This window comes from Nocardioides pymetrozini (genome assembly GCF_046058985.1).
In the GTDB taxonomy this organism is placed as follows: Bacteria; Actinomycetota; Actinomycetes; order Propionibacteriales; family Nocardioidaceae; genus Nocardioides.
The window spans coordinates 3,962,392-3,981,684 of record NZ_CP175556.1; the positions used below are offsets into that span (position 1 = coordinate 3,962,392).

18 protein-coding genes are annotated in these 19,293 nt (G+C 72.7%); 12 read left to right on the forward strand and 6 right to left on the reverse strand.

The window, feature by feature from the left end; translation table 11 throughout:
• Window positions 1-7 precede the first annotated feature (7 nt).
• Window positions 8-520, forward strand: coding sequence for a low molecular weight protein-tyrosine-phosphatase (locus ACJ5H2_RS19405; RefSeq protein ID WP_408897077.1), 513 nt, complete (start codon window positions 8-10; stop codon window positions 518-520).
• 125 nt (window positions 521-645) lie between these two features.
• Window positions 646-1,500 (forward strand): 3-hydroxybutyryl-CoA dehydrogenase, encoded by an 855-nt coding sequence (locus tag ACJ5H2_RS19410; protein ID WP_408897078.1) that lies wholly within the window; start codon window positions 646-648, stop codon window positions 1,498-1,500.
• A 55-nt stretch (window positions 1,501-1,555) separates the two neighbouring features.
• Here the strand turns inward: ACJ5H2_RS19410 and ACJ5H2_RS19415 are convergent, their stop codons facing one another.
• Window positions 1,556-3,304, reverse strand: coding sequence for an AMP-binding protein (locus ACJ5H2_RS19415; protein WP_408897079.1), 1,749 nt, complete (start codon window positions 3,302-3,304; stop codon window positions 1,556-1,558).
• A gap of 144 nt (window positions 3,305-3,448) precedes the next feature.
• Window positions 3,449-3,952 (reverse strand): MarR family winged helix-turn-helix transcriptional regulator, encoded by a 504-nt coding sequence (locus ACJ5H2_RS19420; protein WP_408897080.1) that lies wholly within the window; start codon window positions 3,950-3,952, stop codon window positions 3,449-3,451.
• An 84-nt stretch (window positions 3,953-4,036) separates the two neighbouring features.
• Here ACJ5H2_RS19420 and icmF point away from each other — a divergent pair, with 84 nt between their 5' ends.
• From icmF to ACJ5H2_RS19440, 4 genes are all read left to right on the forward strand, one after another.
• Window positions 4,037-7,219 carry a fused isobutyryl-CoA mutase/GTPase IcmF gene (gene icmF / locus ACJ5H2_RS19425; protein WP_408897081.1) on the forward strand — a complete coding sequence of 1,061 codons (3,183 nt, stop codon included), beginning with the start codon at window positions 4,037-4,039 and terminating at the stop codon, window positions 7,217-7,219.
• A gap of 257 nt (window positions 7,220-7,476) precedes the next feature.
• Window positions 7,477-7,827 carry a YciI family protein gene (locus tag ACJ5H2_RS19430; RefSeq protein ID WP_408897082.1) on the forward strand — a complete coding sequence of 117 codons (351 nt, stop codon included), beginning with the start codon at window positions 7,477-7,479 and terminating at the stop codon, window positions 7,825-7,827.
• 40 nt (window positions 7,828-7,867) lie between these two features.
• Window positions 7,868-9,139 (forward strand): RNA polymerase sigma factor, encoded by a 1,272-nt coding sequence (locus ACJ5H2_RS19435; RefSeq protein ID WP_408897083.1) that lies wholly within the window; start codon window positions 7,868-7,870, stop codon window positions 9,137-9,139.
• Between the two features lie 62 nt (window positions 9,140-9,201).
• A complete protein-coding gene (locus ACJ5H2_RS19440) occupies window positions 9,202-10,614 on the forward strand; it encodes an MFS transporter (protein ID WP_408897084.1) in 1,413 nt (470 codons plus the stop codon).
• Here the strand turns inward: ACJ5H2_RS19440 and ACJ5H2_RS19445 are convergent.
• The gene (locus ACJ5H2_RS19445; protein ID WP_408897085.1) at window positions 10,514-11,806 is read right to left on the reverse strand and encodes an MFS transporter; all 1,293 of its coding nucleotides are present in this window, start codon (window positions 11,804-11,806) and stop codon (window positions 10,514-10,516) included. The genes ACJ5H2_RS19440 and ACJ5H2_RS19445 overlap by 101 nt on opposite strands.
• A gap of 146 nt (window positions 11,807-11,952) precedes the next feature.
• Between ACJ5H2_RS19445 and ACJ5H2_RS19450 the strand changes: the two genes are divergently transcribed.
• The gene (locus ACJ5H2_RS19450) at window positions 11,953-12,450 is read left to right on the forward strand and encodes a thioesterase family protein (RefSeq protein WP_408897086.1); all 498 of its coding nucleotides are present in this window, start codon (window positions 11,953-11,955) and stop codon (window positions 12,448-12,450) included.
• A 55-nt stretch (window positions 12,451-12,505) separates the two neighbouring features.
• Here ACJ5H2_RS19450 and ACJ5H2_RS19455 read toward each other — a convergent pair whose 3' ends face one another.
• Window positions 12,506-13,414, reverse strand: coding sequence for a family 16 glycosylhydrolase (locus ACJ5H2_RS19455; RefSeq protein WP_408897087.1), 909 nt, complete (start codon window positions 13,412-13,414; stop codon window positions 12,506-12,508).
• A gap of 203 nt (window positions 13,415-13,617) precedes the next feature.
• On the opposite strand from ACJ5H2_RS19455, the gene ACJ5H2_RS19460 reads away from it, so the two are divergent.
• From ACJ5H2_RS19460 to ACJ5H2_RS19470, 3 genes are all read left to right on the forward strand, one after another.
• Window positions 13,618-14,370, forward strand: a complete 753-nt coding sequence (locus ACJ5H2_RS19460) for a helical backbone metal receptor (protein WP_408897088.1) — start codon at window positions 13,618-13,620, stop codon at window positions 14,368-14,370.
• A gap of 4 nt (window positions 14,371-14,374) precedes the next feature.
• The gene (locus tag ACJ5H2_RS19465) at window positions 14,375-14,656 is read left to right on the forward strand and encodes a hypothetical protein (RefSeq protein ID WP_408897089.1); all 282 of its coding nucleotides are present in this window, start codon (window positions 14,375-14,377) and stop codon (window positions 14,654-14,656) included.
• A gap of 118 nt (window positions 14,657-14,774) precedes the next feature.
• Window positions 14,775-14,990 (forward strand): hypothetical protein, encoded by a 216-nt coding sequence (locus ACJ5H2_RS19470; protein ID WP_408897090.1) that lies wholly within the window; start codon window positions 14,775-14,777, stop codon window positions 14,988-14,990.
• A gap of 13 nt (window positions 14,991-15,003) precedes the next feature.
• Here ACJ5H2_RS19470 and ACJ5H2_RS19475 read toward each other — a convergent pair whose 3' ends face one another.
• Window positions 15,004-16,689, reverse strand: a complete 1,686-nt coding sequence (locus ACJ5H2_RS19475; RefSeq protein WP_408897091.1) for a helicase HerA-like domain-containing protein — start codon at window positions 16,687-16,689, stop codon at window positions 15,004-15,006.
• A 229-nt stretch (window positions 16,690-16,918) separates the two neighbouring features.
• Between ACJ5H2_RS19475 and ACJ5H2_RS19480 the strand changes: the two genes are divergently transcribed.
• Together ACJ5H2_RS19480 and ACJ5H2_RS19485 are read left to right on the forward strand one after the other, a co-directional pair.
• The gene (locus ACJ5H2_RS19480) at window positions 16,919-17,215 is read left to right on the forward strand and encodes a type II toxin-antitoxin system VapB family antitoxin (RefSeq protein ID WP_408897092.1); all 297 of its coding nucleotides are present in this window, start codon (window positions 16,919-16,921) and stop codon (window positions 17,213-17,215) included.
• A gap of 5 nt (window positions 17,216-17,220) precedes the next feature.
• Window positions 17,221-17,763: a LytR C-terminal domain-containing protein gene (locus ACJ5H2_RS19485; RefSeq protein WP_408897093.1), complete on the forward strand. Its 543-nt coding sequence runs from the start codon at window positions 17,221-17,223 to the stop codon at window positions 17,761-17,763.
• Window positions 17,764-17,790: 27 nt separating this feature from the next.
• Here ACJ5H2_RS19485 and ACJ5H2_RS19490 read toward each other — a convergent pair whose 3' ends face one another.
• On the reverse strand, window positions 17,791-19,293 hold the full coding sequence (locus ACJ5H2_RS19490; RefSeq protein WP_408897094.1) for a potassium/proton antiporter: 1,503 nt from the start codon (window positions 19,291-19,293) through the stop codon (window positions 17,791-17,793).

Below are 19,293 nucleotides of genomic sequence, written 5' to 3' on the forward strand. Positions count from 1 at the left end.
CGGCACCGTGACCGCCGCGCCCCCTCCGCGCTCGCGGGGCCCCTACCGGATCGCCGTGGTCTGCCTCGGCAACATCTGCCGATCGCCGATGGCCGACGTCGTCCTCGCCGCCCGGGTCGCCGAGGCCGGCCTCGACGACCGGGTCGAGGTGGTCAGCGCCGGCACCGGCACCTGGCACGTCGGCGAGCCGATGGACGGCAGGGCAGCGGCCCTGCTCACCGCCGAGGGCTACGACGCCAGCCGGCACCGCGCGCAGCGGGTCCTCGCCTCCTGGCTGGACGAGCACGACCTCGTCCTGGCGATGGACCGCGAGAACCTCCGCGACCTGCGCGCGCTCGCCGCCGCCGGCGAGGTCGACGACAGCCGGGTGCGCCTCTTCCGCGACTTCGACCCCGAGGAGCCCGGCGGCGAGGTGCCGGACCCGTTCTTCGGCGGCGACGACGGCTTCCGCACGGTGCTGGCGATGGTCGAGCGGACCTCGGCCGCACTGGTCGGGGCGGTCGCCGAGGCCCTCGGCTGAGCTGTCGGCTGGCCCTACTCGCCGGTCACCCCTACGTTTACTAGGACGTCCTAGTAATCGGCCCGTGCGGCCGGAGAGGTCGGCGCGCGCACCGGGCCCGCGCCGCGCGAGCGAGGGGAAACCTGATGACGAGCATCGAGCGTGTGGGAGTGGTCGGCGGCGGGCTGATGGGGTCCGGCATCGCGGAGGTCAACGCCCGCGCCGGCAAGGACGTCGTCGTCGTCGAGTCCTCCCCCGCTGCGGTCCAGGCGGCCCACCAACGCCTGGAGGGCTCCCTCAAGCGCGCCGAGAGCCGCGGGAAGATCGACTCGGCGGACGCCGTCCTGGGCCGGATCCGGGTGGTCGACGACCTCGGCGTCCTCGCCGACCGGGATCTCGTCATCGAGGCCATCGTCGAGGACGAGCAGGCCAAGACCGAGCTCTTCGGCCGCCTCGACGAGATCGTGACGAGCCCCGACGCGATCCTCGCGTCCAACACCTCGTCGATCCCGATCATGAAGCTCGCCGTCGCCACGTCGCGGCCCACGCACGTGCTCGGCGTCCACTTCTTCAACCCGGTGCCGGTGCTCAAGCTGGTCGAGCTGGTCCCCTCGCTGATGACCGACGCGGAGACCACCGAGCGCGCCCGCGCGTTCGTGCAGGACGAGCTCGGCAAGACGGCGATCGACTGCCAGGACCGCGCCGGCTTCGTGGTCAACGCGCTGCTGATCCCGTTCATCCTCTCCGCGATCCGGATGTTCGAGTCCGGCTTCGCCTCCGCCGAGGACATCGACCACGGCCTGGTGCTCGGCGCTGCCCACCCGCAGGGCCCGCTGGCGCTCGCCGACCTGATCGGCCTCGACACGGTCAAGGCGGTCGCCGAGTCGCTCTACGAGGAGTTCAAGGAGCCCCTGTACGCCGCTCCCCCGCTGCTCGCCCGGATGGTCGACGCCGGGCTGCTCGGCCGCAAGACCGGCCGGGGCTTCTATACCTACGGCTGAGCACCCCCGCCGGCCCGCGCGCGCACCGCGCGGGTGGCCGCGGGGTGTGCGTCGCTCAGCCCTTGAGGCCGGGGAAGTCGTCGTCGCGGAACTCACCCGCGGGCCGCGCGCCCTCGACCTCGGTCTCGCGCTGGCGCAGCTCGACGCGCCGGATCTTTCCGGAGATCGTCTTGGGCAGCTCGAAGAACTCGAGGCGCCGCACCCGCAGGAACGGGGCGAGGTGCTCGCGGGCGTAGCGCAGGATCGACTCCGCCGTCTCGGCGCTCGGCTCGTGGCCGTCGACCAGCGCCACATAGGCCTTCGGCACGGCGAGGCGCACCGGGTCCGGCGCGGGGACGACCGCGGCCTCGGCGACGGCGGGGTGCTCGATGAGCACCGACTCCAGCTCGAACGGGCTGATCTTGTAGTCGGAGGCCTTGAAGACGTCGTCGGTGCGGCCGATGTAGGTGATGTAGCCGTCCGCGTCGCGGGCCGCGACGTCGCCGGTGTGGTAGCGCCCGCCGGCCATCGCCTCGGCGTTCCTCTCGGGGTCGCCCTGGTAACCGGTCATCAGGCTGAGCGGCCCGGCGCCGTCGCGCACCGACAGGTCGAGGCAGATCTCGCCCTCACCCACCCCGTCGACGACCGCACCCGTGAGCGGGTCGACGAGGAGGACGGGCACGCCGGGCAGCGGGCGGCCCATGGAGCCGGACTTCACCGGCTGACCGGGCGTGTTCGCGACCGCGGCGGTCATCTCGGTCTGGCCGAAGCCGTCGCGGATCGTCAGCCCCCAGTGCCGCTCGACCTGGCTGATCACCTCGGGGTTGAGCGGCTCCCCGGCGGCGATCGCCTCGCGCAGCACCCCCTTCCCACCGGACAGGTCCGCGTTGATCAGCATCCGCCACACCGTGGGCGGCGCGCAGAAGGTCGTGACTCCCTCATCCCGGATGAGGCCGAGCAGGGCGGCGGCGTCGAACCGGGCGTAGTTGTGCACGAACACGGTGGCCTCCGCCAGCCACGGGGCGAAGAAGTTCGACCACGCGTGCTTGGCCCAGCCGGGGCTGGAGATGTTGAGGTGCACGTCGCCGGGCTGCAGGCCCAGCCAGTACATCGTGGAGAGGTGGCCGACCGGGTACGACAGGTGGGTGTGCTCGACCAGCTTGGGCCGCGACGTCGTACCGGACGTGAAGTAGAGGAGCAGGCGGTCGGTGCTCGCGTTGCCGGGATGTGGCAGTGCCGCGGCCGGCCTGTCGTACGCCGCGGCGTACGGCTGCCATCCCGCGACCTCGCCCACCGCGACCCGGAGGTAGTCGCCGGGCACCTCGTCGAACTTCGCGGCGTCGGCGGCGTTGCACACGACGGCACGCGCGGCGCCGCGCTGGAGGCGGTCGACGAGCTCGGCGGCGCCGACCGCGGTGGTGGTCGGCATGATCACCGCGCCCAGCCGGACCAGCGCGAGCATCGACTCCCACAGCTCCACCTGGTTGCCGAGCATCACCACGACGCTGTCCCCGCGGCGGACACCGTGAGCGGCCAGGTGCGCGGCGACCTGCTCGGAGCGGGTGACGAGCTCGCCGAAGGAGTACGACGCCCGGCGCCCGTCCTCCTCCACGATCACCAGGCCCGGCCGGTCGTTGCCGCGCGCGAAGGCGTCGAACCAGTCGTGGACGAAGTTGAACGTCGGCCCCACCTCGGGCCAGGCGAAGTCGGCCACCGCGGCGTCGTACGACGTGCGCAGGGCCTGCAGCCGGTCCCGGACGGCGCGCAGCGCGGTCGTCGGGGTGGGGGCGGTGGTCGCGGTCGCGGAGTCGAGGGCGGTGCTCATGGCGGCACTCTCACCCGGGCGGCCCGCCGACGGCACCCTCGAAGGTGGGTCCGGGGGTGGCGGGGTCAGCTGTAACTACCTGTTGTTGCTGCTACCGCACCCGTATACCGGTACGGCAGTGGCAACAACAGGCAGTTACAGCTGTCAGTCCGCGAAGTCGCCCGACGCCTGCCGCAGCTGGCGCAGGAGGTCGTACGCCGCAGCCTGCTCGTCGCCGGTGAGTCCGGTGACGGCGAAGTCGATGGCGCAGACGGCCTTGGTCGCCTTGCGCACGGTCGAGCGGCCCTCGGCGGTGATCCGGGCGAGGGTGCGCCGGCGGTCGGCCTCGTCGGGCATCCGCACCACGTAGCCCTGCGCCTCCAGACGGTCGATCGCGCTGGTCACCGAGGTGGGGTGCACCATCAGGCGCTCGCCGATCTTGCTCAGCGGCAGCGACCCGTGCTGGCTGAACAGCAGCAGGACGAGCACCTCGTAGCGGGAGAAGGTGAGCCCGAAGGGCTTCAGCGCCGCGTCGAGGGCGCTGATCATCAGCTGCTGGACGCGCATGACCGAGGTGGCCAGGCGCATCGCGGTCGCGTCGCCGAAGTGCTCCTCCCACAGGTCCCCGGCGCGGTCGATCGGGTCGAACGGCAGGCGGGACTCGGGCACGGACCCGACCCTAGACGATCCGAGGACTTCCGCATATTACTTGGACGTCCTACTATCGGAGATCCAAGGAGTTTTGGAGGACCGATGCCCGAGCACACCCTGCACGTCCCGCAGCACCCCGTCCGACTCGTGACGGCGTCCAGCCTGTTCGACGGCCACGACGCCTCGATCAACATCATGCGTCGGATCTTCCAGAGCCAGGGATGCGAGGTGATCCACCTCGGGCACAACCGGTCGGTGGCCGAGGTCGTCGAGGCCGCGATCGAGGAGGACGTGCAGGGCATCGCCGTGTCGTCGTACCAGGGCGGGCACGTGGAGTACTTCGAGTACCTCGTCCAGCTGCTCCGCGAGCGCGGCGCCGAGCACATCAAGGTCGTCGGCGGCGGTGGCGGCGTCATCGTCCACGAGGAGATCGACCGGCTGCGCCGCTCCGGGGTCACCATCTTCTCCCCCGAGGACGGCCAGCGGCTCGGCCTCCCCGGCATGGTCAACACGGTTGTCGAGGCCTGCGACACCGACCTGTGGGAGACCGCGGGCGTCACCGCCGAGCAGGTGCTCAGCGGCGACCGCGCCGCGCTCGCCCGGGCGATCACCGGCGCCGAGCTGGGCCGGCTCGACCGGAGCCTGCTCGACCGGCTCGCCGAGGCCGCCGCGGCACACGCCGTACCCGTCCTGGGCATCACCGGCACGGGCGGCTCCGGCAAGTCCAGCCTCACCGACGAGCTGGTACGACGCCTGCGCGTCGACCAGCAGGACAAGGTCCGGGTCGCGGTGCTCGCCGTGGACCCGACCCGGCGCAAGGGCGGCGGCGCGCTGCTCGGCGACCGGATCCGGATGAACAGCCTCGACCTCACCGGCCACGGCCTCGACCGCGACCAGGTCTACTTCCGCAGCCTCGCCACCCGCGGCGCGCACGAGGTGCCCGAGCACCTCACCGACGTGCTCACCGTCATCAAGGCCGCCGGCTTCGACCTGGTGGTCGTCGAGACCCCCGGCATCGGGCAGGGCGACGCCGCGATCGTCCCCTTCGTCGACACCTCGCTCTACGTCATGACGCCGGAGTTCGGCGCGGCCTCCCAGCTGGAGAAGATCGACATGCTCGACTTCGCCGACGCCGTCGCGATCAACAAGTTCGAGCGGCGCGGCGCCGAGGACGCGCTGCGCGACGTCGGGCGCCAGATGGTCCGCAACCGCGAGGCGTTCGGTCAGCAGCCCTCCGACATGCCGGTCTTCGGCACCTCGGCGGCGACCTTCGACGACGACGGCGTGACGGCCCTCTACCAGTACCTGCGTGGCCTCCTCGCCGGGAAGGGACTCGCCGTCGGCGACGGCCTGCTCGCCCCCGTCGAGGGCAAGCGCTCGACCCGGATCCAGACCGTGCTGCCCGCCGACCGGGTGCGCTATCTCGCCGAGATCGCCGAGACCGTGCGCGGCTACCACGCCGAGACCGAGGTGCTCGTCGAGAAGGCACGCCGCGCCCAGCGGTTCACCGCCGTCGCCGACGAGCTCGCCGAGCAGGTCGGCGTGATCGAGGACCTCGCCGCGGCTGCGGCCCGCGCCAACGACGACCTGCCGCTCGACGTGCGCGAGCAGCTCGTCGCGTGGCCGGCCACCGTGGCGTCGTACGACGAGGACACCGCGACCCGGGGGCGCGAGTCCCTCGCGGGCAACCGGGTGCCGCGCGTCGCCGTACCCCGCTTCGAGGACCACGGCGAGCTGGTCCGCTTCTGGCGTCGGGAGAACCTGCCGGGGCACTTCCCCTTCACCGCCGGGGTCTTCCCCTTCAAGCGGGCCGACGAGGACCCGGCGCGCATGTTCGCCGGCGAGGGCGACCCGTTCCGGACCAACAAGCGGTTCAAGCTGCTCTCCGAGGGACAGCCCGCGACCCGCCTCTCGACGGCGTTCGACTCGGTAACCCTCTACGGCCGCGACCCCGACGAGCGTCCGGACATCTACGGCAAGGTCGGCACGTCGGGTGTCTCCGTCGCGACGCTGGAGGACATGAAGGCGCTCTACGACGGCTTCGACCTGCTCTCGCCGACGACCTCGGTCTCGATGACGATCAACGGACCGGCCCCGACGGTGCTGGCCTTCTACCTCAACACCGCGATGGACCAGGCCCGCGAGCGCGGCCTCGACCCGTACGAGGCGATCAAGACGGTGCGCGGCACCGTCCAGGCGGACATCCTCAAGGAGGACCAGGGCCAGAACACCTGCCTGTTCTCCACCGAGTTCTCGCTGCGCTGCATGGCCGACATCCAGGAGTGGTTCATCCAGCAGCAGGTCCGCAACTTCTACTCGGTGTCCATCTCCGGCTACCACATCGCCGAGGCCGGAGCGAACCCCATCAGCCAGCTCGCGTTCACCCTGGCGAACGGCTTCACCTACGTCGAGTCGTATCTCGCGCGCGGGATGGACATCGACGACTTCGCACCGAACCTGTCGTTCTTCTTCTCCAACGGGATGGATCCGGAGTACACCGTCATCGGCCGGGTCGCCCGGCGGATCTGGGCGATCGCGATGCGCGACCGCTACGGCGCCAACGAGCGCTCCCAGAAGCTGAAGTACCACGTGCAGACGTCGGGCCGCTCCCTGCACGCGCAGGAGATGGACTTCAACGACATCCGCACCACCCTCCAGGCGCTCATCGCGATCTACGACAACGCCAACTCGCTGCACACCAACGCCTACGACGAGGCGGTGACGACGCCGTCGGCCGAGTCCGTGCGCCGGGCGCTCGCGATCCAGCTGATCATCAACCGGGAGTGGGGCCTGGCCGCGAACGAGAACCCGCTCCAGGGCTCGTACGTCGTCGACCAGCTCACCGACCTCGTCGAGGAGGCCGTGCTCACCGAGTTCGACCGGATCTCCGAGCGCGGCGGCGTCCTCGGCGCGATGGAGACCGGCTACCAGCGCGGTCGGATCCAGGACGAGTCGATGCTCTACGAGCACAAGAAGCACGACGGCTCGCTGCCGATCATCGGCGTCAACACCTTCCGGGCGCCGGAGAGCGGCGACGGCACGCCCGACGAGATCGAGCTCGCGCGCGCCACCTCGGAGGAGAAGGACTCCCAGCTCGCGCGGGTGCGCGACTTCCAGGCCCGCCACGCCGACGAGGCCGCCGCGGCCATCGCCCGGCTCAAGGAGGCGGCCACGAACGGCGAGAACATCTTCGCCGTCCTCATGGACGCCGCCCGGGTGTGCTCGCTCGGCCAGGTGACCGAGGCGTTCTTCGAGGTGGGCGGGCAGTACCGGCGCAACGTGTGAGGCGGCCGCCGCAGCTGTAACTACCTGTTCGTGCCACTACCGCACCCGTCTACGGGTCAGGAGGACGCACGAACAGGTAGTTACAGCAGCCCGCGCCGGCCCGGGCTCCCCCCACCCCCAGCCCTGACACCGGCGAGGAAAAAGAACTTCCAGCCGATGTCGAAAGCACACGGCGCCGTTCGACGTAGGTTCGTCAACACCCACCTACGACTGACGAAGGACTGATCGACATGCCGCGTTTCATGGGATTCGTGCGGATGGAAGAGGGACAGGGCAACCCGCCGCAGGCGCTGTTCGACGCGATGGACGCCTATATCGGCGAGCAGGCTCAGCAGGGCCACTTCCTCGACGGTGGCGGCCTCTTCGGCCTCGACGACGCGGTGAACTTCGTGGTCCGCAAGGGCGAGGTCACCCGGGTCGACGGGCCGTACGCCGAGGCGCGGGAGGCCGTGGGCGGCTGGGCGCTGCTGCAGTACGACAGCCTCGAGGAGGCGATCGCCGGGCAGCAGGAGTTCGCCGACCTGCACGCGAAGCACTGGCCCGAGTGCTCGATGGTGGCGACCCTCCGCCAGGTGCCCGACGAGCCGCCGGCGGCAGCGGACGCCTGACCCGCACGCGTCGCCGTGCGGCCGGCCCTAGGCTGGCCGCATGGCCGACGCCACCACCGCCGACGCGATCACCGCCACGTGGCGGGACGAGTCGGCCCGGCTGGTCGGTGCGCTGGTCCGGATGACGCGGGACGTCGACCTGGCCGAGGACCTCGCCCAGGACGCGCTGGTCGCCGCCCTCGAGCAGTGGCCCGACCGGGGCGTCCCGGACAACCCGGGCGCGTGGCTGATGACCACCGCGAAGCGCCGCGGGATCGACCAGATCCGCCGCGCCGCGACCCTGCGCCGCAAGACCGAGGAGATCGGCCATGCCGCCGGGACGGCGGAGGAGGTGAGCGCCATGCCGGACCTGGACTCCCAGGTCGACCACATCGAGGACGACGTCCTGCGGCTGATCTTCCTGTGCTGCCACCCGGCGCTCACGCCCGAGTCCCGCGCCGCGCTGACGCTGCGCCTGGTCGGCGGGCTGACCACCGACGAGATAGCCCGCGGCTTCCTCGTCCCGAGCGCCACGATGGGTCAGCGGATCTCCCGCGCCAAGCGGACCCTCGCGGAGGCGGGCGCCGAGCTGGAGCTGCCGACCGGGCCCGAGCGCACCCGCCGGCTCGACGACGTGATGGCGGTCGTCTACCTCGTCTTCACCGAGGGCTACGTCGCCACGGCCGGTGACGACTGGACCCGGCCCGACCTGGCGGCCGAGGCGATCCGGCTCGCACGGCTGCTCGCGGACCTCGCGCCCGGCGAGCCGGAGGTGCACGGCCTCCAGGCGCTGCTCGAGCTGCAGGGCTCGCGCCTGCCCGCCCGCACCGACGCCGACGGCGCGCCGGTGCTGCTCGACGACCAGGACCGGAGTCGGTGGGACCGGCTCCTGGTCCGTCGCGGCCTGACGGCCCTGCGTCGAGCCGAGGAGATCGCGGCCCGCGGCGTCCCGGTCGGTCGCTACTACCTCCAGGCCGCGATCGCCGCCGAGCACGCACGGGCCGAGACGGCGGAGGCCACCGACTGGCGGCGGATCGCACGCCTGTACGACGTGCTGGCCGATGCCGCGCCCGGGCCGGTCGTCGAGGTCAACCGGGCGGTCGCCCACGGCCGCGCCACCGGCCCCGCGGCGGGACTGGCGGTGCTGGAGGCGCTTCCGGCCGACGCGCTGCGCGACTCCCCGCTCGTGCCGAGCGTCCGCGGTGACCTGCTCGGCCGCGCAGGGCGGCACGCGGAGGCGGCCGCGGCGTTCGAGGAGGCGGCTCGCCGTACCCGCAACGCGGGCGAGCGGATCCTGCTGGAACGACGGGCGGCCGACGCCCGGCGCGGCTGAGCGCCGTCCCGCCCGGTGGAAGTCGGCAACGCCGCCCGAGTATCCGGCTGAGACCATCGGGTGTGCCGTCCACGTCGTCCGAGCAGGGAAGCGGCGCGCAGTTCGCGACCCTGACGGCGATCACGGTCGTGACCGGCGTCGTCAGCAGCCTCGGCGCACCGCTGGTCCCGACGATCGCGGCGGAGCAGGGCATCCCGCTCGCCACCGCGCAGTGGGTGCTCACCGCGGCGCTGCTGTCCGGCGCCGTCGTCACGCCGGTCCTGGGCCGCCTCGGGACCGGCGCGCTTCGCCGACCGGTCCTGCTCGGCGGTCTCGGGGTGGTCCTCGCCGGGACCGTCCTCAGCGCCCTGCCCCTGGGCGTCGGGCCGATGATCGCGGGGCGCGCCCTGCAGGGAGTGGGCATGGCACTCGCGCCCCTGGCGTTCGCTGCGGCCCGCGACCTGTGGTCCGGCGAGGAGCTGCTCGCGCGACTCTCGCTGCTGTCCGTGGCGACCGTCAGCGGTGCCGGCCTCGGCTATCCGGCGTCCTCGTTCGTCGCCGAGCACGCCGGCATCGCGGGCGCCTACGCCTTCGGAGCCGCCCTCGTGGCCACCGCGACCGTCCTCGCGCTGCGCCACCTCCCGGCCGCCGCGGACGGTACGCCGCAGCCGGTCGACGGCGCGGGCGCCGTCCTGCTGTGCACCGGGACACTCGGCTTCCTGCTGGCGGTGAGCCAGGGCGATCGATGGGGGTGGACGCATCCGGCGACCGTGCTCGCCGGAGCCGGAGGGGTCCTCCTCGTCGCGGCCTGGGTCTGGTGGAGTCTCCTCCGCGACCGGCGCGGCCGCCCGACGCTGGTCGACCTCCGGCTCGCGCGTCGTCCCGGCATCCTGGCACCCCACGCGGTGACCGTGGCCGTGAGCATCAGCCTGTACGGCCTGTTCACCCTGGTGGTGGTCCTGGTCCAGGCCGACGGGTCGGCGGGCTACGGCCTCGACGCGGGCCTGGCGGCCAGCGGCCTCGCCCTGGTCCCGTACGCCGTGGCGGGCATCGCCGCGAACCGGCTCGCGCTGGCCCTGGCGCAGCGCGGCGCGGCGCGGCTCCTGCTGCCGTCCGGCTGCATCGTGTTCGGCGGGTCGCTCCTGATGCTCGCCGCGTGGCACGAGACCCTGGCGCAGGCGTTCGCGGCCATGGCGGTCGGCGGTCTGGGCGGCGGCCTGACCTTCTCGTCGATGGCGATGCTCATCGTCCCCCGCGTGAGCGCCGACGAGACCGCCGGCGCGATGGCGTTCAACCAGCTGCTGCGCTATCTCGGGTTCTCGGTGGGATCGGCGCTGACCGTCGCCCTGCTCGACGTCTTCGGGGCGGACGGGACCGCGCTGCGGGCGACGGCGCTCACGATGGCAGGGGTGTGCCTGACCGCGGGCGCGCTCGCTGCGCTGGGGCGGCCGACCGACCGGGGAGACTCTCCGGCCCCGGCGTCAGCAGCGCGTTAGCGACGCCGGCGAGGACCACCACGAGCGCCGCGGCGAGCGGCATGAGGAGGGCGGCGGAGGTCCCGACCCGGTCGGCCAGCACCCCGGTGACCGCCGAGGCGAGCGACTGACCGACGATCACGGCCGAGCCGAGGATCGTCATCACGGTGGCGGAGCGACCGGCCGGGCTGCGCAGGGCGCCGAGGCTGTACTGGGTCACCATGGTCGGCCCGATGCCGCAGCCGACGAGCAGCAGCACCGCGCACATCGCGGCGACCGAGGACACGAAGGGCAGCAGGGCGGCGCCGACGAGCATGGTCGCACCGAAGGCCAGCCACCGGGCGCGCAAGGAGAACGACGAGGGGAAGAGGGCCACGCCGAGGGCCAGCGCGGCGGAGCCGATGCCCATCACGCCGTACACGAGGCCGGCGCTCGCTGCGTGCCCGTGGTCGGCCATGAAGGACGTGAGCGACGTCAGCATCGAGCCGAAGAAGAGCCCGACGCCGAGGATGCCCACCATCACGGCCACCAGCGCCGGCCGGGCGATCTCGCGTGCCGGCGCGGGCGGGACGGCACGCTCGTCGCTTCCCGCCGCGGCCCGCGCCGACGGGTGCAGGGCGAAGGCGGTCACGAACACCAAGGTGAGCACCGCCGCCCCGGCGACCGGCGCCCACGGGTCGAGCGCCGTCGCGAGGAGGCCGACCACGAACGGGCCGACGATGAAGACGATCTCGTCGGCCGCCGACTCGTAGGCCATCGTCGCGTCGAAGGTGCGCGAGCGGCGGCTGGGAGCGATCCGGGCGCCGATGACCTGGACCAGGCGGCTGCGCGACAGCGGGGCGACCTGCGGGGCGCTCGCGCCCACGAGGAACGCCACGACCAGCACGGCGACCGCGGGCAGGGGGCTGTAGACGACCCACGCCATCAGCCCGAGCGCGGTGGTGGAGACGACGCCGCTGGCCAGCAGCACCCGCCGCTGGCCGAGCCGGTCCGCCGCCGCCCCGAGGAGGGGGCCGACGCTCGCCGCGCCGAGGCCGACCACGGCGGAGTTGAGCCCGCCGAAGGCCAGGGAGCCCCTGCCGGCGACCACCAGGGTGAGCACCCCGACGACCATCATCGCGTAGGGCAGTCGCGCGACGAGCGCGATCGGGAAGTACGACGTGCCGGTGGCGCGCATCAGCGACGGCGCGTGGCTCCGGGAGTGATCAGGCATGTCCTTCGTCCAAGGGGTCGGGTGCCGCCTTGGACCGCCGGGCGAGCCCGGCGCGAGGTAGATACACGCTGTGGATCTGCACCGCCAGGATACGCCGGGGCCACGGGCCCGCCCAATCCGGAGCCCGACTCGCTAGGGTCCGGTGCATGAGCACGCAGCCGACCTACGACCAGCTCGTCTCCCTGCCCGCGTTCGCGGTGCAGCCGGTCCCCAGCGCCTTCGAGGACAGCAACGGCTTCCTCAACGTCCGGCACTATCTCGGCATCGGCAGCGAGGGCCTCGACGAGTCGCTCTACGACATCGGCATCCCGTTCAACTGGCCGATGCTCAGCGGCTTCGCCTGCCTGTCCGCCGAGCACCACCTGACCTACCTGCACGAGCTGCGGACCGGGGACCAGATGTCGGTGCGGGTGCGCCTGCTCGGCCGCTCCGAGCGCGCCGCGCATGCACTGGTCCACATCCTCGACGACACCAACCAGCGGGTCGCCTGCTACTTCGAGGAGATCTTCCTCTGCGTCCGGATCGCCGACCGGAAGACGGCGCCCTGGCCCGAGGACATCGCCGTCGGGCTCGACAAGCGCATCGCCGAGCACGCCGCGATCGAGTGGGAGCCGGTCACCTCCGGCTGCCTCGCCCTGCGCTGAGCCCGCCGGCACGCCCGGGCGGCGGCAGGCGGGGCTCAGCCGAGCCGCACGGGGCTCACTTCCAGACGCGGACCCAGTCCACGGCCATCGTGGCCGAGGTGGGCGTCTCCGGCGTGATCGCGTTCCAGCGGCCGCCGAAGACCTGGGTGAGCACGACGTAGAACGGCTGGTCGAACGGCTGCGGGGCCACGAGCGGCGACGCCGGCGTCCACGAGTGCGTGAAGCAGACACGGTTGTCGTACAGGAAGCGCATCGACGTGGGCGTCCACTCGACGGCGTACCGGTGGAACTGGGTGCCGGAGCCTGCCACGGGGCAGTTGTAGCCGGTGCTCAGCGCCGTGTTCTCGCCCGCGTAGTGGACCGAGGGGTAGACGTTCTTCGGCGCGCCGCTGAACCACTCCGCGACGTCGATCTCGCCCGAGTGCGGCCAGCCGCCGTAGGTGTGCTTCTGCGGGTAGAGCCACAGGGCGGAGTGGATGCCCTGGATGGTGGTGTTGGGGAGCTTCGCGCGGAACTCGAAGCGGCCGTAGGTCTGCGTGAACAGCCCGTAGCTGCCGATGGTCGCCGCCGTGCGGTCGGTGTTGTACGAGCCGTAGGGGCTCGTGCAGGTGAAGACCGCGTCCTCCTTGCGCGCGGTGAGGAAGAGCTGGCCCGAGCCGACCCGGATGTTGTCGGGGTCGTCGACGTAGCAGCCGGAGCCGAGCGCGCTGATGCCCGTCACCGCGGTGTCCTGGACGACCCACTTCGAGCGGTCGAGCGCCGAGCCGTTGAACTCGTCCTCGAAGGAGCAGGTGTAGCGTCCGCCGCCCGGCTTGGCGGGGCGCTCGCCCCCGCAGGCGGTCTTCGAGAAAGCCGCCGCGGCCGTCGTCGGCGCGGCAGCCGTCGGTCCCGCGGTCACCGGCGCGAGGGCCGCGACCGCGGCCGTCGCCGCCCCCAGGGCGCACAGAAGTCGGAATCGGAGCATGGTCGACCTTTCTCTCCCCCCGCATGCGGTCCGGTCGGCGCCAGCCGGCTCCCATGTCGGCCGGACCGCGAGGTCGGGACGATACTGGCGCATGGAACGTGTTACTGGCTAGGGGCGACGGCCCGACCAGGCTGGCCCGAAGGGACCATCACCAAGTCGACGCCTGGTCAGGGGGAGCCATCGCGGCGGGCTACCGTGGCGCCGTGAGCAGCAGCACCGTGGACGACCTCGGCGGCGAGGTCGCTCTGGCCGGCCCGGTGCGCCGGATCGTGTCCCTGGTCCCCTCGATCACCGAGGCGCTGGCGACCGACGTGCCGGAGCGCCTCGTCGGTGCGACCGACTGGTGCACCCACCCGGCGGGCCTCGCGGTCACCCGGGTCCGCGGCACCAAGAACCCCGACCTCGGCGCCCTCCGGAGCCTGCAGCCGGATCTCGTGGTCGCCAACCAGGAGGAGAACCGCGAGCTCGACGTCCGACGGCTCCGCGAGGCCGGCGTCCCCGTCTGGGTGACCGCGATCGAGACGGTGCCGCAGGCGCTCGGCTCCCTGACCCGCCTCTACGACGAGGCGCTGGGCCTCGCCGCGCCGCCCTGGCTGCGGGAGGCCCGGGCCCGCTGGGAGCGGCCGGAGCCGGCGGCGCGCGGGCGGGTCGCCGTACCGGTGTGGCGGGACCCGTGGATGGTCGTGGGGCCCCGCACCTACACCGGTGACCTGCTGCGACGGCTGGGCTGGGCCAACGCCTACGACCACGGTCCGGACCGCTATCCCACCGTGGACCTCGCCGAGCTGGACACGCCGGCCCTCGACCTCGTGCTGCTGCCGGACGAGCCCTATGCGTTCACCCCCGAGGACGGCCCGGAGGCCTTCCGCCGGGTGCCGACCCGGCTGGTCTCGGGACGGCTGCTCACCTGGTACGGCCCGGCGATGGTCGAGGCGTACGACGTGCTGTCATCCTGACGCGGTGCGGATCCTGCTGCTCTCCATCGCCCTGCTGGTCGTCGGCGTCCTCGCGCTGCCCGTCGCCGCGTCCCTTCTCGACGGCAGCGAGACCGGCGAGGACCTGGTCCTGCCGGTCCAGGTCCTGCTGACCACCGCGGTCGGCGCCGGCCTCGGTCGCGCCCTCCTCGGTCGCGATCCCGCCGCGCGGCGCGCGATGCTGACCGGCGCGGGGATCGGCCTGCTGGCCGCGCTGGTCGGCATGGCTGCGTTCTTCCTCGTGCTCAACGGCTTCGACGGCGCCTGAGCCCGGGCGGGCCGGAGACCCCGAGATCTCGGGGGATGTCGCCGGCATCACAGCCCGGGTCACCGACTCGTAACCGTCGCGCCCGATCTCCGAAACCTGTGCCCCGCAGGCTGGACGCATGAAGCAGACGACCTCTCCTGAGACCCAGACCGCAGGGCGTCACCTCGAGCCCGTCGACGACCTCGACCCCGTGGACCGCTCGCTCGCCCGGCGCGCCGCGCTCCGCGACCGCCACGCCCACGGCCTCTCGCGCCTGATGGACGTCCGCAGCGACCTGCGCGGCGTGCACCCGCTCGCCGACTTCGTCGACGACGCCATCCGCTGGACCGCCTGAGGAGCCGCAGGACCTAGCGTCGCCGGCGCGCGGTGCCGAACATCCCCCGAGCGATCTCGGCGGCCGCGGTGCGCATGAACTGCCGGAACGCCGAGGACCGCACCACGTCCTTGACGATCTCGCCGGCGGCGCTGCCCTCCTCCTTCCGCGGCTTCGCCGCGGGCCGCTCCTTCGAGGCGGCCCTCCCGTCGGCCCTCCCGTCGGCCTTCCCGTCGGCCTGGGCGGCCTTCTCCTCGGCCTCGGCCTTCGCGCCGTCCTCGAGCTTCTTGGCGAGGATCTCGCGGGCCGACTCGCGGTCGACCACCTCGGCGTACTTCGCCCGCCGCGGGCTGGCCTCGACCGTGGCCGCCATCGACTCCGGGCTGGACGGCGCCATCAGCGACTCCGGCGCCCGCAGGCGGGTCCACGCGACCGGCGTCGGGGCGCCCCTCTCCCCCATCACGGTGACGATCGCCTCGCCGATGCCGAGGGTCGTGATGACCTCGCCGAGGTCGTCGTACGCACTGGTGGGGTAGGTGTCGACGGTCGCCTTGAGCGCCTTGGCGTCGTTGGGCGTGTGCGCACGGAGCTGGTGCTGGATGCGCGAGCCGAGCTGGGCGAGCACGTCGTCGGGGACGTCGGTCGGGCTCTGCGTCACGAAGAAGACGCCCACGCCCTTGGACCGGATCAGCCGGACCGTCTGCGCGATCTGCTCGAGGAAGGGCTTCGAGGCGTCCTTGAACAGCAGGTGCGCCTCGTCGAAGAAGAACACGAGCTTGGGCCGGTCGACGTCGCCGACCTCGGGCAGGTCGTGGAACAGGTCGGCCAGCAGCCACATCAGGAAGGTCGAGAAGATGGCCGGGCGGTCCTGCAGGTTCGGCAGCTCGACGAGGCTGACCAGGCCGCGGCCGTCGGGTGCCTGCTGGAGCAGGTCGGCGGAGTCGAACTCGGGCTCGCCGAAGAAGGCCTCCGCGCCCTGGTCGGCGAAGGTGATCAGCTCGCGCAGGATGACCCCGGCCGTCGCGGAGGACAGCCCGCCGAGCTCCTTGAGGTCCGCCTTGCCCTCGTCGCTGGTCAGATGCTGGACGACGGCCCTCAGGTCCTGCAGGTCGAGGAGCGGCAGTCCCTGCTTGTCGGCGTAGTGGAAGACCAGGCCGAGACTCGACTCCTGGGTGTCGTTGAGCCCGAGGACGCGGCTCAGCAGGATCGGGCCGAAGGACGACACCGTGACCCGGATCGGCACGCCGGTGCCCTCTCCGCCCAGTGCGTAGTACTCGACCGGGAAGGCGGTCGCGGTCCACTCCTGTCCGACGGACCTGGTCCGCGCCAGGAGCTTGTCGCTGGACTCCCCCGCGGTCGCGATGCCGGACAGGTCGCCCTTGATGTCGGCCGCGAACACCGGTACGCCGGCCGCGCTGAGCTGCTCGGCCAGCAGCTGGAGGGTCTTGGTCTTGCCCGTGCCGGTCGCACCCGCGACGAGCCCGTGCCGGCTGAGCATCGCGAGCGGGATCCGGATGGTGCTGCCGGTCAGCTGGTCGGGCCCCGCCATCAGCCCGCCGAGCTCCAGCGCCGGACCCTCGAAGGCGTACCCGGGGGCGATGGCCTCCTCGAGGGCGCTGGGCGGGGGCGCGGTCGCGGCGGTCGCCGCGGGGGCCGCGGGGGCTGCGGGGGCCGGCGTCTCGGCCGCTGCGTCGGGAGTGGGCGTCTGCTCCTGGGTCATGCTCGAACTCTAGGCGGCGGGCGGGGTCGGGTTCAGCCTGTGCGGGGGCGGATTCACCACGGGATGTAGACGAATCCGAGCATCTGTAGCGGAGTTCCACCCGGGAAGCGAGGACTCGGCTACATCCCGTGGTGAATCCGCCGCCCCCGCACATCCCCCGCACATCCCCGCGCCCACCCCACCGCCGCGATGGATGCACCCACCGGAGCCCCCCGTAGACTCCGAAGCCGTGATCTTCAAGCGTGTGGGGGTCGGGCGTCCCTACCCCGACCACGGCCTCACCTCCAAGGGGTGGGCTGCCGTGCCCCCGCGCCAGGTCCGGCTCGACCAGCTCGTCACGACCAAGGACACCCTCCAGCTGACCTCCCTGCTCGACGAGGACTCCACGTTCTTCGGCGACCTGTTCGCCCACGTCGTGCTGTGGCGCGGCGACTACTACCTCGAGGACGGGCTGCACCGCGCGCTGCGGGCTGCGCTGCAGCAGCGGCACGTCCTGCACGCGCGCGTGATCCGGATGGAGGGCTGAGCCCGGTGGAAGGCCTCGACGTCAAGGCGGGCAGCCGCTCGGCGGTCACGCTCGGAGTGCTGGCGGTGGTGTTCGTCGCCAGCGCGGCCTGGGGCTGGTCCCGCGTCACCGAGCCCTTCCCGGAGAAGGTGGAGCCGGCGCCCTGCACGGACACGCTGATCCCGAAGGGGGACGACGTCGCGCCGCCTCAGGTGATGGTGACCGTCCTCAACGGCGGCGGCGCGAACGGGCTCGCCGGCAAGACGATGGACCGGCTGGCCAGCTTCGGGTTCGCGGCGGGCGAGACCGGGAACGCGCCCGACACCGGCGGCCCGGTGGCCGCGCAGGTGTGGTCGGACGACCCCGACGACCCGGCTGCCGTGCTCCTGGCGTCGTACCTCGGCGACGACGTCGAGATCGTCGACCAGCCCTCGGGCTACCCGGGCGTCACCATCGTGGTCGGCAAGCGGTTCCGGGGCGTCGTCGAGGGGCACCCGACGGTGACCGCGCGCAAGGACGCCACCGTGTGCACCCCGCCGCTGAGCAGCCAGCCGGACGACGCGGCCTGACCGGCGTCCCGCGGCTCGGCGCGCGGCTCAGTCTTCGAGCCAGTGGGCGAGCCGTCCCCGCAGGCTGACCTGCCGCAGCCGCTGCTCGGTGGCCTCGCGCAGCCGGCGCGGGGTGACGACGATCAGGTCGTCGCCGTGGCGCAGGACGGTACGCCGCTCCGGCACCATCGTCTCGCCGTCCCGCACGATCATCGAGACGTTGGCGCCCACGGGCAGGCGCAGCTCGCCGACCTCCACGCCGTGCAGTCGCGAGACCGGGCTGATGGTGACCTGCAGCAGGTCGGCGGCGACCCGGTCCAGGGGCGCGGCCTCGACCTGGATGCCGCGCGGCTCGGAGCGCCGCGCGACGCGCAGCAGCCGGGCGGTCAGCGGCAGAGACGGCGCGGTGATCACGGTGTCGAGGACGACCAGCACGAACACGATGTCGAACAGCCGGCTCGCGCCCTCGACACCCTCGGCGAGTGGGATCGTCGCCAGCACGATGGGGACCGCTCCGCGCAGGCCCGCCCACGACAGGAACGCGAGCTCGGGCAGTCTCATCGGCCGGACGACGGCACTCGCGAGCACCGAGAGCGGGCGTGCGACGAAGGTGAGGACCGTCCCTGCCACGACGGCCATGGCGACGGTCTCCCACGACAGCCGGCCCGGCGAGAGGAGCAGGCCGAGCATGACGAAGAGCCCGATCTGGGCCAGCCAGGCCAGGCCCTCGACGAACGAGCGCGTGGTCGCGCGGTGCGGCAGGTCGGCGTTGCCGAGCACGAGCGCGGCGACGTAGACCGCGGCGAAGCCGCTGGCGTGGACGGCGGCGGCGGTGCCGTAGCCGATCAGCGTCAGGCAGAGCACCGCGATCGGGTAGAGACCCGACGAGGGCAGCGCGACGCGGCGCATCACCCACGCCCCGCCGAACCCCGCCGCGAGACCGAAGCCGACGCCGGCGACGAGCTCGTAGAGGACGATGCCGGTCGTGCCGAGCAGGCCGTGCTCGCCCACGGCGCCGGAGGAGACGAGGGTGACGAGGACGACGGTCGGTGCGTCGTTGAGCCCGGACTCGGCCTCCAGGGTGCCGGTGATCCGCTTCGGCAGCGGGACGACGCGCAGCACCGAGAACACCGCAGCGGCGTCGGTCGGCGAGCAGACGGCGCCGAGGAGGATCGACAGCTCCCAGGACAGCCCGAGCAGGAAGTGCGCGCCGACGGCGACGATCGCGATCGAGACGACCACCCCGACCGTCGCCAGGGACACGCCCATCCGCATCGCCGGCCGGACGTCGTGCCAGGTCGTCGTCAGGCCGCCCTCGGCGAGGATGATGGCGAGCGCGCCGAAGCCGATCGCGTGCGCCAGCTGGGCGTCCTCGAAGGCGATGCCGAGCCCGGCCTCGCCGAGGGCGACGCCCATGAGGAGGTAGACGAGGAGGCTGGGAAGGCCGACCCCGGAGGACATCCGCACGGCCAGTACGGCGAGGAAGGTGACCCCGGCGCCGATCAGCAGGAACGTGTCGAGCTGGTGGACGTCGAAGGTCACAGAGGTCAC